The 12,751-nt window shown below is 69.0% G+C and carries 14 protein-coding genes; 7 read left to right on the forward strand and 7 right to left on the reverse strand.

Translation table 11 applies throughout. The features are described from left to right. Positions 1-17: 17 nt before the first annotated feature. The 3 genes from AC5IG3_RS10875 to AC5IG3_RS10885 all read right to left on the reverse strand — a co-directional run bounded on the left by AC5IG3_RS10875 (position 18) and on the right by AC5IG3_RS10885 (position 3,290). Complete coding sequence (locus tag AC5IG3_RS10875; RefSeq protein WP_491906322.1) at positions 18-1,205, reverse strand: hypothetical protein; 1,188 nt, start codon at positions 1,203-1,205, stop codon at positions 18-20. A gap of 87 nt (positions 1,206-1,292) precedes the next feature. After that, positions 1,293-1,550 carry a hypothetical protein gene (locus AC5IG3_RS10880; RefSeq protein ID WP_491906323.1) on the reverse strand — a complete coding sequence of 86 codons (258 nt, stop codon included), beginning with the start codon at positions 1,548-1,550 and terminating at the stop codon, positions 1,293-1,295. A 12-nt stretch (positions 1,551-1,562) separates the two neighbouring features. Continuing rightward, positions 1,563-3,290, reverse strand: coding sequence for a DUF4331 domain-containing protein (locus AC5IG3_RS10885; protein WP_491906324.1), 1,728 nt, complete (start codon positions 3,288-3,290; stop codon positions 1,563-1,565). Positions 3,291-3,492: 202 nt separating this feature from the next. On the opposite strand from AC5IG3_RS10885, the gene lipB reads away from it, so the two are divergent. The 3 genes from lipB (at position 3,493) to AC5IG3_RS10900 (ending at position 5,962) form a co-directional block, all read left to right on the forward strand. Then, positions 3,493-4,161: a lipoyl(octanoyl) transferase LipB gene (gene lipB / locus AC5IG3_RS10890; RefSeq protein WP_491906325.1), complete on the forward strand. Its 669-nt coding sequence runs from the start codon at positions 3,493-3,495 to the stop codon at positions 4,159-4,161. Positions 4,162-4,238: 77 nt separating this feature from the next. Then, positions 4,239-5,231: a lipoyl synthase gene (lipA, locus tag AC5IG3_RS10895; protein ID WP_491906326.1), complete on the forward strand. Its 993-nt coding sequence runs from the start codon at positions 4,239-4,241 to the stop codon at positions 5,229-5,231. Between the two features lie 32 nt (positions 5,232-5,263). Further along, entirely contained in the window at positions 5,264-5,962 is a 699-nt protein-coding gene (locus AC5IG3_RS10900; protein ID WP_491906327.1) for a DUF4197 domain-containing protein, read from the forward strand. Positions 5,963-5,985: 23 nt separating this feature from the next. On the opposite strand, the gene AC5IG3_RS10905 is transcribed toward AC5IG3_RS10900, so the two are convergent. Further along, a complete protein-coding gene (locus AC5IG3_RS10905) occupies positions 5,986-6,486 on the reverse strand; it encodes a peroxiredoxin family protein (protein WP_491906328.1) in 501 nt (166 codons plus the stop codon). A 137-nt stretch (positions 6,487-6,623) separates the two neighbouring features. On the opposite strand from AC5IG3_RS10905, the gene gatB reads away from it, so the two are divergent. After that, a complete protein-coding gene (gatB, locus tag AC5IG3_RS10910) occupies positions 6,624-8,075 on the forward strand; it encodes an Asp-tRNA(Asn)/Glu-tRNA(Gln) amidotransferase subunit GatB (protein ID WP_491906329.1) in 1,452 nt (483 codons plus the stop codon). 40 nt (positions 8,076-8,115) lie between these two features. Here gatB and AC5IG3_RS10915 read toward each other — a convergent pair whose 3' ends face one another. Both AC5IG3_RS10915 and pyrE read right to left on the reverse strand, forming a co-directional pair. Next, positions 8,116-8,769, reverse strand: coding sequence for a DUF4124 domain-containing protein (locus AC5IG3_RS10915; protein ID WP_491906330.1), 654 nt, complete (start codon positions 8,767-8,769; stop codon positions 8,116-8,118). After that, on the reverse strand, positions 8,766-9,464 hold the full coding sequence (gene pyrE, locus AC5IG3_RS10920; RefSeq protein ID WP_491906331.1) for an orotate phosphoribosyltransferase: 699 nt from the start codon (positions 9,462-9,464) through the stop codon (positions 8,766-8,768). Before pyrE ends, AC5IG3_RS10915 begins: the two co-directional genes overlap by 4 nt. 15 nt (positions 9,465-9,479) lie before the next feature. Here pyrE and AC5IG3_RS10925 point away from each other — a divergent pair, with 15 nt between their 5' ends. After that, positions 9,480-10,280 (forward strand): exodeoxyribonuclease III, encoded by an 801-nt coding sequence (locus AC5IG3_RS10925; protein WP_491906332.1) that lies wholly within the window; start codon positions 9,480-9,482, stop codon positions 10,278-10,280. Here the strand turns inward: AC5IG3_RS10925 and AC5IG3_RS10930 are convergent. Then, on the reverse strand, positions 10,270-11,166 hold the full coding sequence (locus AC5IG3_RS10930) for an AraC family transcriptional regulator (RefSeq protein ID WP_491906333.1): 897 nt from the start codon (positions 11,164-11,166) through the stop codon (positions 10,270-10,272). The two genes, AC5IG3_RS10925 and AC5IG3_RS10930, sit on opposite strands and share 11 nt — an antisense overlap. Before the next feature lie 179 nt (positions 11,167-11,345). Here AC5IG3_RS10930 and AC5IG3_RS10935 point away from each other — a divergent pair, with 179 nt between their 5' ends. Continuing rightward, complete coding sequence (locus tag AC5IG3_RS10935) at positions 11,346-11,747, forward strand: VOC family protein (protein ID WP_491906334.1); 402 nt, start codon at positions 11,346-11,348, stop codon at positions 11,745-11,747. Further along, on the forward strand, positions 11,744-12,724 hold the full coding sequence (locus tag AC5IG3_RS10940; protein WP_491906335.1) for a saccharopine dehydrogenase family protein: 981 nt from the start codon (positions 11,744-11,746) through the stop codon (positions 12,722-12,724). Before AC5IG3_RS10935 ends, AC5IG3_RS10940 begins: the two co-directional genes overlap by 4 nt. Positions 12,725-12,751: the final 27 nt, after the last annotated feature.

The following is a 12,751-nucleotide window of genomic DNA, read 5'->3' on the forward strand; positions in this document are numbered from 1 at the left end:
GGGTTCAGCGCGCCAGTTCAGCGCACGGCCAGACGCACATCGCTCAGCCCGGTGGCGCGCACAAAGTCGCGCACCGGCTGGGCGGCGTCGGGCCGTTGGGCGGCCTGCGCGGCCTGCAGCAGGATGCGGGCGTCGGCGGGCTCTTTCTGGATCGCCCAGTTGGCCTCGGCCAGCGTCAGCGCCTGCGCAGGGCGGTTGCGCAGTTGCAGCTCGAAGCGCGCCTCTTCGCGGCGGTGGGTGCTGTCGTTGCGCTCGCGGGCGGCGTCGAAGCGCGCCTGCAGCGTGGCGATGGATGCGGCGGCCGCCGCATCGGCCTGCCGCTGCTGCGCAATGGCCAGGCGCAGCAGCAGGGCGTCGGCATCTTCGCGGCCGGCCAGCAGTTTCATGACTTCGGCGTCGCGCTGGCGGTCGAGCAGCCAGTCGGCGTAGGCGGCCAGCGTGTAGACGTCGCGGCTGTCGCGCAGCGCCTGTTGATAGAGCGCGCCGGCCTGGGCGCTGCCCCGGCGCTCGGCCAGCTCGGCGCGCACCAGCGCCAGCCAGCCGGACAAGGCCACGCCGCCGCGTTGGGCGATGCCGGCCAGCGCCGCGTCGGATTCCTTCGGGTGGCCGGTCAGGCTCAGCAGCTCGGCCCGGCAGACTTCGCCAGGCACTTGGGTGCTGGCGCCCAGGCTGGCGTAGCGCGGCGCCAGCAGGCGGGCGCAGCCGGCGTCGGCCTCGGCAAAGCGGCCCTGCACCTGCAGGATGGAGGCGCGCGTCAGCTCGGCCTGCGCCTGCAGTTCCAGCGGCGCGCCGGCATCGGCCCGCACGGCGTCCAGATCGGTCAGGGCGCTGCCGAAGTCGTGCTGGCTCTGGCGCACGATGGCGCGCAGCAGCCGCACCGGCGCGGGCGGCGCGGGCAACTTCCACCAAGGGGCGAGGGCGGCTTGCGCCTGGCCCAGCTCGCGCGGGTCGCCGTCCTGGCGGGCGCGGGCGATGGCCTCGCGTGCCGCGCGCAGCGCCAGGCCCAGGTTCTGCGGCTGGCGCTGCAACTCGGCCCGCTGGGTACGCTGCTGCGCGGCGGTGCCGAGGGAGAGCCGTTGCTTGAGCGTCTCGACCACCTCGTCGTCGCTGGCCGGCACGAAGGGCTTGGCGGCGGCGGCGGCGCACAGGCACAGCAGCGCCGTGGCGATCAGGCGGGGCAGCGGTCGGGGCGGGGTCGAAGACATGGCATGGGGGATTTTTTCAGGGCGTGGATGTGAGCGCGGCGCCGGTCGCGGGTGCGAGTCGGCGCCGCGCTCGTTCGGGGCAGTGGCTTACGGGATCGCCTTGGGCTCGGCCGTGTCGTCGGTCGCCACCGTGTCGGGCACGGCGACCGGCTCCAGCGCGTCGCTGGTGGTCGGGCTGGCGTCGCTCAGCGCGTCAGCATAGTTGGTGGCCGCTTCCGGCGAGGTCGCCACCTCGGCGGGTACCGCTTCGGTGACGGCGGGCGCGGCCACCGTCACCTCGCTGTCGCCGCAGGCGGCGAGCAGCGCGGTGGCCGACAGCATCAGCAGGCAGAAGAGTTTGCGCATGGTGGGTGCTCCTTACTTGGTGCCGCCGATGGGGGTGGCCAGGTAAGGGAAGCCCGGCAGGAACGACGCCTTGATGGCCGCCGACGACTGGTCCACCGCGTCATGCAGCGCTGCCGAGGTGGCGCCCAGCGGCACCTTGGACACGTTGCAGGCCGAGGTCAGCGTGGTGTCCGCCGCCCCGCCCGCGCCCGGGATCACGAAGCTGTTGAGGCCCAGCACGTTGTCGTTGCTGCTGGCGGTGATGCCGCCGATCGTGCCGGCGCTGTTGATCACGCACAGGCCGCCGGCGACGGCCACCAGGGCGATGTCGACCACGTCATCGGCCGGGCGACGGCCGTTCGGGAAGCCGGCCAGGTCGGTGGCGGCCGACAGGTTGGCGGCGCCGCCCACCTTCAGCACTTCACCGGCCACGCCCAGCCGGTTCTGCGCGGCCAGGGGCACGGCGGCGATGGCGGTGTTCAGGCGCAGCATTTCCGCCGGGGCCACCTTGCCGCTGGTCGGGTTGGGCTTGTTGACGCCGCCCAGGCCGGTCAGGAAGACGTTGAGCAGGTCGGTGCGCGGGAAGTTGGTCGGCGCGATCTTGCCGGCCGCCGTGCCACCGAAGGCCGGGTCGGCGTCCAGCGCGATTTCCAGCAGCTTGGGCAGCGTCGGGTTGGTCACGTAGCTGGCGAACTGCAGGTCGCCCGAGGGCTTGGAGGCGTTGAACTTGTCCTTGTCGGGCAGGCCGATCACGACCTCGTTGACCAGCGGGTTGCCCAGGCGCGAGACCTGGGTCCAGGCGCCGCCGGCCTTTTCGCTGGCGTGGTGGCCGGACTTGGGCGAGCCGTTGAGCAGGCGCGCCTGGCGCAGGCTGGCCGTGGTCCAGCCGCCGATGACCGGGTCGGTGACGCCGCCCTTGCCGACGGTGGTCAGGCACGAGGCGGGCACTTCCAGTGCCAGCGTGGTGACGTTCTTGTCGTCGATCGTGCTGGTCAGTGCGCCGATGTTGGCCGGGTTGGTGATGACGGCGACCGGTGCGTTCACCAGGTCGAAGATGGTGCCCAGGTTGACGGCAAACGGGTCCTTGCGCTGGCCGACGAAGACCTTGCCTTCGCCGCAGCCGGGAATGTTGACGGTGTGGACGTGCTTGGCCGCGTAGCCGGCGTAGTCGGGAATGGTCTTGATGCCGATGTTGTCGACCGGCTTGTCGAAGCTGGTGCCGCCGGCGGCGCTGGTGAGGGCGGACTTGCTGCCCTTGCGGCGGTCGCCGCGCACGATGTCGACCGTGAAGGTCTCGTTCAGGTTCAGCACCGGGGACTTGGCGACCGAGGTGGCGCCCGCGATCTGGCCGGCCTGGATCAGCGGGATCGCGACGTCGGTGGTGGCGCCGGCCGTGCCGATGGGCAGCTTCACGCTGTTGAGCGTGTTCTTGAAGCGGAACTGGAAGGTGATGTCCTCGACGCCGTTGCCGTTGTTGTCGACGTGGATCTCGTAGAGCGCGTTCGGGTCCATCGAGAAGTAGTTCGGGCCACCGTACGCGTCCTGCAGCGGCTGGTAGTTGGCGATCAGCGTGACGAAGCCGGACTTGCCCGCCTCGTAGCTGTTGAACATGTAGAAGTCGCTGGCGTCCACCTTGGGCGCGCTGGTGATGAACGGCGCCTCCCGGTGACTGGAGGCCATGGCGGGCAGCGCAGCGGCACCCAGGCTGGCGATGGCGGCCAGGGCGAGCACGTTCTTGCGGAAGTCGCGGGTTTGAATCATGGAAAGTCTCCTAGGGATTTGCGAAAGGGCGGCTGCGGTGTTGGCTGCCGTCTGAACACCTTTACGCACCCCTCAGAGAACTGGATGCGCGCTTTTTCAGATGCAAGAGGTTTATCGGCGCTAACGTGCGCTGCACGAGTGCTCCTATACCCTTGGTGCGCTCCGAGACAATCCACCGTTGCCCCCTTGCTCTTCTTCCGCGATGCAACTCCACCACCTCGCCCGCCAGCCCTACGAGCCCGTCTACGCCGCCATGCGCGCCTTCACCGAGGCCCGCACGTCCGACACGCCCGACGAGTTGTGGCTGTGCGAGCACGACCCGGTCTACACCCAGGGCCTGGCCGGCAAGCCTGAGCATGTGCTGGGCGCGGGCGATGTGCCGATGGTACAGACCAACCGCGGTGGCCAGGTCACGTACCACGGCCCCGGCCAGGTGGTGGCGTATCCGCTGGTCGATCTGCAGCGGCTGGGCATTTACGTCAAGGAATACGTCTACCGGGTGGAGGAGGCGGTGATCCGCACGCTGCGCGGCTTCCATGTCACCGGCCACCGCGTCAGCAGCGCGCCGGGCATCTATGTGCGGCTGGACGATCCGTTCGACCACCGCGCGCTCACCGGTCCGGCCGATCCGCGCGATCCGTTCCGCGGCCTGGGCAAGATTTCGGCGCTCGGCATCAAGGTCAGCCGCCATTGCACCTACCACGGCGTGGCGCTGAACGTGGCGATGGACCTGTCCGCCTTCGACCGCATCAACCCCTGCGGCTACACCGGCCTGCGCACGGTTGACTTGGCTACACTCGAAATCCAAGTTGACTGGGCCGAAGCTGCGGCCCGACTCGGCGCCGAACTGACCGTTCTGCTGAGCCCCTGAACCGCCTCCGCGCCGCTCCGATCCCTGAGCGCCCGCGTCCGAGGCGCCTGACCCAAGGCCACCGCCCCATCGACGCCATGTCCAACGAAAACACCACCCGCGAGGCGCAGACCGGCGCCAGCTATGACGCCACCGTCAAGCAGAAGTCCCAGGCCAAGACCGCCCGCATCCCGATCAAGATCGTGCCGGCCGAGACGCTGAAGAAGCCCGACTGGATCCGCGTCAAGGCCGGCTCGCCCACCACGCGCTTCTACGAGATCAAGCAGATCCTGCGCGAGAACAAGCTCAACACGGTGTGCGAGGAGGCCAGCTGCCCCAACATCGGCGAGTGCTTCGGCAAGGGCACGGCCACCTTCATGATCATGGGCGACAAGTGCACGCGGCGCTGCCCGTTCTGCGATGTGGGCCACGGCCGCCCGGACCCGCTGGACGTGAACGAGCCGATGAACCTGGCCAAGACGATTGCCGCGCTCAAGCTCAAGTACGTCGTGATCACCAGCGTCGATCGCGATGACCTGCGCGACGGCGGCGCGGGCCACTTCGTCGAATGCATCCGGCTGATCCGCGAGCATTCGCCGCAGACGCAGATCGAGGTGCTGGTGCCCGATTTCCGTGGCCGCGACGACCGCGCGCTGGAAATCCTCAAGGCCGCGCCGCCGGACGTGATGAACCACAACCTCGAGACCGCGCCGCGCCTGTACAAGGAGGCTCGCCCGGGCTCCGACTACCAGTTCAGCCTCAATCTGCTCAAGAAGTTCAAGGCGCTGCACCCCAACGTGCCGACCAAGAGCGGCGTGATGGTCGGCCTGGGCGAGACCGACGAGGAAATCCTCCAGATCATGCGCGACATGCGCGCCCATGACATCGACATGCTGACCATCGGCCAGTACCTCGCGCCCAGCGGCCACCATCTGCCGGTGCGCCGCTACGTGCACCCGGACACCTTCAAGATGTTCGAGGCCGAGGCCTACAAGATGGGCTTCACCCACGCTGCCGTGGGCGCCATGGTGCGCAGCAGCTACCACGCCGACCAGCAGGCGCACGAAGCCGGCGTGGCCAACGCGGTCTGATCGATCACCTTCCTGACGCCCGAAGGACTGCCATGCCCACGCCGAACCCGATGCTGAACTTGACCCGCCGCCAGACCCTGCTGGCGCTCGGCCTGCTCAGCCCCACCGCGTGGGCGTTGGATCTCAGTTCCGCCGACGCCACCGCCGGCCTGCGCGCGGCGCTGACGCGCGGGGCCGAGGCGGCGGTGGCTGGCCTCGGTCAGGCCGACGGCTTTCTGGGCAACCCGAAGGTGCGCATTCCGCTGCCGGCGTGGCTGGAAAAAGGCGCGCAACTGCTGCGCGCGGCTGGCCAGGGCCAGCGGGTCGACGAGCTGGAAACGGCGATGAACCGCGCCGCCGAGGCGGCCGTGCCCGCCGCCAAGCCGCTGCTGCTGGACGCGGTCAAGTCCATGAGCGTGACCGATGCGCAGGCGATCCTGAAGGGCGGCGACACCTCGGTGACCGACTTCTTCGCCGGCAAGACCCGTGAGCCGCTGGGCGTCAAGTTCCTGCCCATCGTCAGCCAGGCCACCGCCCAGGTCGACCTGGCCCGGAAGGCCAACGCGGTGATGGGCAAGCTCGGCCAATTCGGGCTGGGCGGCAAGCAGCCGCAGACCATCGAGCAGCACGTCACCGCCCGCGCGCTCGACGGCCTGTTCCTGATGATCGGCGAGGAAGAACGCAAGATCCGCCAGGACCCGGTTGCCACCGGCAGCGCGATCCTGAAGAAGGTGTTCGGCGGGCTGCGCTGACGCGCGTCCCCCAAAAGACGGGCTCAGCCCTCGGCCAGCAGCTGGTCCAGCAGCGTGTGCAGTTGCTCGAAATCGGGCTCGCCGACGTAGCGCTTGACGATCTCGCCGCGCTTGTTGAGCACGAAGGTGGTGGGCGTCAGCTGCACCTTGCCGTAGCGCTTGGCGATCTCGCCGGTGTTGTCGATCGTCACCTGGAAGGGCAGCTTGCGCGATTCGGCGTAGTTGACGACGTAGGCCGGCGGGTCGTAGCTCATGGCGACCGACAGCGTCTCGAAGCCGCGCGGTGCGAACTTCTGGTGCGTGGCGATCAGCTCGGGCATTTCCTTCATGCAGGTCGTGCAGCTGGTGGCCCAGAAGTTGACCAGCACGACCTTGCCGCGCAGTGCATCGCTGCTGCGCTGGCTGCCATCGAGCAGGGTGTAGTTGACGCTGGGCGCGCGCTCATTGCCGTTGAGGGCCACGAAGGCCGTTCCGGCAATGGCGGCCACCAGGGCGGCGGCGATGGCAACTCGGGCGAACTTCATGGGCACTCTTCCAATCCGGCATGCGGCAACTGCAAGCCGCGAAGTTTACGAGGCCGGCCTGAGGCCCGTGATCGCGCGGGCCATGCTTTGGCTTAGCATCCGCCATCCCAGTTCCGCCCGGCCCCAGGCCTTGCAGCATGTCCGCATCCCTTTTTGTTCGTGGCTATGAAGTCGTGATCGGCTTCGAAACCCACGCCCAGCTGTCCACCGCGTCGAAGATCTTCTCCGGCGCCTCGACCCGTTTCGGCGCCGAGCCCAACACCCAGGCCTGCGCCGTCGACCTGGCGCTGCCCGGCTCGCTGCCGGTCATGAACCGGGGCGCGGTCGAACGCGCGATCCAGTTCGGCCTGGCCGTGGGCGCCACCATCGCGCCGATGTCGATCTTCGCGCGCAAGAACTACTTCTACCCCGACCTGCCCAAGGGATACCAGATCAGCCAGTACGAGACGCCGGTGGTGCAGGGCGGCTCAGTGCCGTTCTTCGTCGACGGCCAGCCGATGCGCGTCAACCTGACGCGCGCGCACCTGGAAGAAGACGCCGGCAAGTCGGTCCACGAAGACCTGCACGGCATGACCGGCATCGACCTCAACCGCGCCGGCACGCCGCTGCTGGAGATCGTGACCGAGCCGGACCTGCGCTCCAGCAAGCAGGCGGTCGAATACGCCCGTGCCCTGCACACGCTGGTGGTCTGGCTGGGCATCTGCGACGGCAACATGCAGGAAGGCAGCTTCCGCTGCGACGCCAACGTGTCGGTGCGCAAGCCGGGCGAGCCGTTCGGCACGCGGCGCGAGATCAAGAACCTCAACAGCTTCCGCAACCTGACCCAGGCGATCGACTACGAGGTCAACTGGCAGATCGACCAGATCGAGGACGGCCACACCATCCAGCAGGCCACCGTGCTGTTCGACCCGGACAGCGGCGAGACCCGCATGATGCGCACCAAGGAAGACGCGCACGATTACCGCTACTTTCCCGACCCCGACCTGCCGCCGCTGGTGATCGCGCCCGAGTGGATCGAGCGCGTCAAGGCCGGGATGCCCGACCTGCCCGGCGCGCTGGCCGAGCGCTTCCAGCGCGACCACGGCCTGCCCGCCTACGACGCGGCCATGATGACCACCAGCCGCGCCACGGCCGAGTTCTATCAGGCGGCCACCGCCGCCTGCAGCCAGCCCAAGCTGGTGGCCAACTGGGTGATGGGTGAGGTCAGCAAGCGCCTGAACGCCGAAGACCGCGACATCGCCCACAGCCCGGTCAGCCCGGCGCAACTGGGCGCGCTGATCGGCCGCATCAGCGACGGCACCATCTCCAACAACGCCGCGCGTCAGGTGTTCGAGGCGCTCTGGACCGGCGAGGCGACCGACGTCGACACCGTCATCGAAGCCCGTGGCCTCAAGCAGATGAACGACACCGGCGCACTCGAAGCCATCGTGGCCGAGGTGCTGGCCGCCAACGCCAAGTCGGTCGAGGAGTTCCGCGCCGGCAAGGAAAAAGCCTTCAACGCGCTGGTCGGCCAGGTCATGAAGGCCAGCAAGGGCAAGGCCAACCCGGCGCAGGCCAACGACGTGCTGAAGAAACTGCTCGGCGCCTGAGCGATCGAGCGACACCTGGCCTGTGCGCAGGCCGGGTGGCTCAGCGCGTCGCGGCGGCCCCGTTCGTCACGGGCCCCAGGCTGCCCGGCTTGGCGCCGTTCCACAGCCGCTGCAGCCGCGCGAATTCCTCGTCGTAGAGCGCACCGATGCGCGCCATCTCCGCCTCGTGGCTCTGCATGGAGGTGTGCTGTGCCTCGCGGCTGGCCTGGTTGTCGTCGAGCCGGCTCTGCAGCGGGCGCGGCAGGGTGCGGCCCTTGTAGAACTCGGCTTCTTCTTCGAGCTTGCGGCGCTCGCGCTGCAGGTCGGCCAGGCGCTTCTCATTGTTCGTGAGTGCCAGCCGCAGCGGCTCCAGCGCGGTTTGGCGCGCACGACGGTGCTCGGCCTCGGTCGGAAAGCGCGACAGCAGGTTGCGGTCGTGGCGGGCCAGGTCTTTCTGGCTCGACTCCTCGATCTGGCGCCGGCGCCGCGCCTCTTCCTGCGCGGCTTTTTCTTCTTGTGTCAGGCTGGGCGGCACGATGCGGCGCACCGAGCCGTCGCTGTTGCGCAGTGCCTGTTCGCGGTCGAGGCACTCGGCAATCGGCCGGTCGGAGGTGAGCCGGCGGCCGCGCGCGTCGGTGCAGGTGTAGATCTCGGCCTGCGCCGCGCCGGCCAGGGCCAGCAGGCACAGGGCCGCCGCGCCGGCCGCCGGGTTCACACCGTCACCCCGTAGCGGTCGCGGTAGGCCTGCACCGCCGGCAGGTTGGCGGTCAGCGCCGGGTCGCTCTGGTGCTGCAGATAGGTCAGCAGATCGGCCAGCGTGGCGATGGCCACCACCTGCAGGCCGAGTTCGCGCTGCACGAACTGCACGGCGGAGTGCTCGGCGTCCACCCCACCTTCGCTGGCTTTTTCCTGCCGGTCCAGCGCGATCGTTACCGCGTGCGGCGTGGCGCCGGCGGCGCGGATCATCGTGATCGACTCGCGCACCGAGGTGCCGGCCGAGATCACGTCATCGATGATCAGCACCCGCCCGCGCACCGGCGCGCCCACCAGCGTGCCGCCTTCGCCGTGGTCCTTGGCTTCCTTGCGGTTGTAGGCGTAGGGCACGTTGCGGCCCAGCCGCGCCAGCTCCACCGACACGGCCGCTGCCAGCGTGATGCCCTTGTAGGCCGGGCCGAACAGCATGTCGAACTCCAGCCCCGAAGCGATCAGACGCCGTGCATAGAATTCGGCCAGACGGCCCAGCTTGGCGCCGTCATCAAACAGACCGGCATTGAAGAAGTAGGGCGACAGCCGCCCGGCCTTGGTCTTGAATTCCCCGAACCGCAACACGCCGGACTGCACCGCGAAAGCCACGAAGTCCTGGGCCAGCCCATCGTCATCTGCGGGGTGGGTTGCGTTGGTGTTCGTCATCTTGAAAGGTCCGTTGTGTCGTCTGTATTTCGTCTCGTGAGCCTGAACCTCAATGGCATCCGTTCAGCCACCAGCAAAGGACTTTTACCTTGGTTACAGACTCAGCAAATTGATTGTATGGGGGTGCAGGAACTCAAGGCCCAGGCGGCCGATGTGGTCGGCGCCTTCGACCAGCTGCACGACCTGAAGGGCCACTTCCACTACGCCGAGAAGAAGGGCTACTCGGGCGTCGGCCTCTACACCCGCCACGAGCCGAGCGAGGTCATCGTCGGCCTGGGCGACGCCGCCTTCGACGCCGAAGGCCGCTACGTCGAAACCCGCTTCGACACGCCCGGCCGCAAGCTCTCCATCATCAGCTGCTACTTCCCCAGCGGATCTTCAGGCGACGAGCGCCAGCAGGCCAAGTTCCGCTTCCTCGACCTGATCTACCCGCGCCTGCTGGCGCTCAAGGCCGGGCGCGAGTTCATCCTGACCGGCGACGTCAACATCGCCCACCAGGAAATCGACCTGAAGAACTGGAAAGGCAACCTCAAGAACTCCGGCTTCCTGCCCGAGGAACGCGCCTGGATGACCCGGCTGCTGACCGAGGCCGGCCTGGTCGACGTCTACCGCCACCTGCACCCCGAAGCGACTGACGCCGCCTACACCTGGTGGAGCAACCGCGGCCAAGCGCGCGCCAAGAACGTCGGCTGGCGCATCGACTACCACCTGGCCACGCCCGGCATGGCCGCGCTGGCCCGGTCGGCGTCGATCTACAAGGGCGAGTGGTTCAGCGACCACGCGCCGTTGACGATCGACTACGACTTCACGTTGTAGTCCCCGCTCGCAGGCCGCTCAGCAGGCGCGACGAGTCGCGCGCAGGTGGCAGTCCGAACGCCCGGGCGTATTCCCGGCTGAACTGGGTCGGGCTCTCGTAGCCCACGTCGAACGCGGTCGTGGCCACGCTGGCGCCTGTCGAGATCAGCAGCGTCCGCGCCTGGAGAAGCCGCACGCGCTTCTGATACTGGAGCGGGCTCAATGCCGTGACCGCCTTGAAGTGGCGGTGGAACGCCGAGACGCTCATGGACGCCTTGTCGGCCAGCGCCTCCACCCGCAAGGGCTGCGCGAAGTTGCGGCGGATCCATTCGATGGCCACGCTCACCCTCGCCATCGCGGTGTCGGGCGTCGCGATGGCGCGCAGCATGCCGCCGTGCGGGCCCTGCAGCACGCGGTAGAGGATTTCGCGTTCGTAGACCGGCGCCAGCGCCGGGATGTCGCCCGGCCGCTTCATCAGGCGCAGCATGCGCACCCACGCGTCCATCAGTTCCGGCGTGACGGCGGCGACCGAGAAGCCGGCAGGCCGCCCTTGCGCGCAAGCAGATCCAGGCAGATCGCTGAGGAGGCTTGCCAGGATCTGCCGATCGAGCAGCAGCGCCACCGCGAGGTAGGGCTCCCCGGTCGCCGACGGGCGCAGCACGCCTGCGGCCGGCAAGCCGACCGACATCGCGAAGTAGGTCGCAGGGTCGTACTCCAGCGTACTGTCGCCGACGGTCATCGATTTGCTGCCCTGCAGGATCACATTGACCATCGGCTCGTAGACCGCGTTGAGCTCGTGCTCGGGGATCCGGCCCTGCACCATCGCGACACGCGGGATGCCGGTCGTGGTCAAGCGGCTTTGCGCCCCCTTGGCCAGTTCGCGGAGCTCCGCCAGATGTTCTTCCATGGTCGGGATCAGACCGGAAATTCGGAACCATCACAAGCGCGAAAGCAGGATTGGGCAGGAATGAAGGAGAAACGGGCAGGCGCCGTTGGCGCGCCCCGACTACCGTGCAGGCATCGTCCACCGCACGGAAGAAACCATGCGCATCGTCGCCCGCCACAACCTCTGAACGGAGACTCTCCATGCTCGATCACCTGTTCCTGTCCGTGCGCGACGTGCCGCGCTCCGTTCGCTTCTACGAGGCCACGCTGACGCCGCTGGGCATCACGCAACGGCACGACTACGACGGCAAGGACGGCCCGCCCGGTCACCCCGACCTGAAAGGCTTCGGCGCTGCCGGCCGCATGTTCTTCTGGCTGCGTGAAGGCCTCGCCCAGGGGCCCTCGGTGCATGTCGGCTTCGTCGCCGACAGCGTCGCGGCGGTCGATGCCGCCTACGCCGCAGCGATGCAGGCAGGCGCCACCAACGCCGGCGCGCCCGGCGCGCGCCTGCACTACGACCCGCGCTACTACGCCGCCAACGTGCTCGACCCCGACGGCTACAGCCTGGAGTTCGTCTACAAGAGCTGGCAGCACGCGCGATGAGCCTCCTGGTCTACGGCGCAGCCGGGTACACCGGCCGCATGGTCGCCTGCCACGCGAGAGCCTGCGGCCTCGACATCGTCCTCGGAGGACGCGACGCCGCGAAGCTGGCACCGCTGGCCGATGAACTGGGCGTGGCCTGTCGCGTCTTTCACGTTGAAGGAGGCGCCGCGGTCCAGGCGCTGGGCGGCGTGCAGGTGCTGTTGAACTGCGCCGGCCCCTTTGCGCGGACGGCAGAGCCGCTGATGCGCGCCTGCATCGAAGCTGGCGTCCACTACCTCGACATCACCGCCGAGATCGGCGTCTACCGCCTGGCCGAGCGACTCGGGGCCGCTGCCGCCGAAGCAGGCGTCATGCTGCTGCCGGGCGTGGGCTGGGACGTCGTGCCCACCGATTGCCTCGCGGTGCAGCTGGCGGCGCGCGTCGAGAGCCCGACGTCGCTGCGCATCGCACTGCAGGTGGCGGGCTCCATGTCCCGCGGTTCGGCCATCAGCGCGCGGGAAATCGTGGCCGCGGGCCTCCTCACCCGCGTGGCCGGCGACCTCGTGCAGACGCCGCACGCGCCGCCCCGTTGCTTCGACTTCGGTCACGGCCCGGTGGCCTGCGCGCCGCTGTCCTTCGGCGACCTCGTCACGGCCTGGCATTCCACCGGGATCGGGGACATCGCGATGTTCGTGAACGTGACCGGCGACGCGTTTCCGACGGGCGACCTCGCCTCGCTGCCCGACGGCCCGAGCGAGCAGCAGCGTGCCGACCAGCCGGCGCGCGCGGTCGTCGAGGTCACCGGCGCAGACGGCACCGTCGTCCGATCCGTCATCGAAACCGTGAACGGCTACGCCTACACGCCGCTGGCGGCGGTCGAAGCCGCGCGCCGCGTCATCGGCGGCGCGGTCCGGCCCGGCTTCGAGACGCCGGCCCGTGTGTTCGGCCCAAGCTTCGCGCAAGCGATCGCCGGGACGCGTGTGCTCGACCTGCCTTGACCGCCCCGTTGCACCGACCCCCTGGCC

This window comes from Leptothrix sp. (in: b-proteobacteria), from assembly GCF_965250675.1.
Taxonomy (GTDB): domain Bacteria; phylum Pseudomonadota; class Gammaproteobacteria; order Burkholderiales; family Burkholderiaceae_C; genus Sphaerotilus.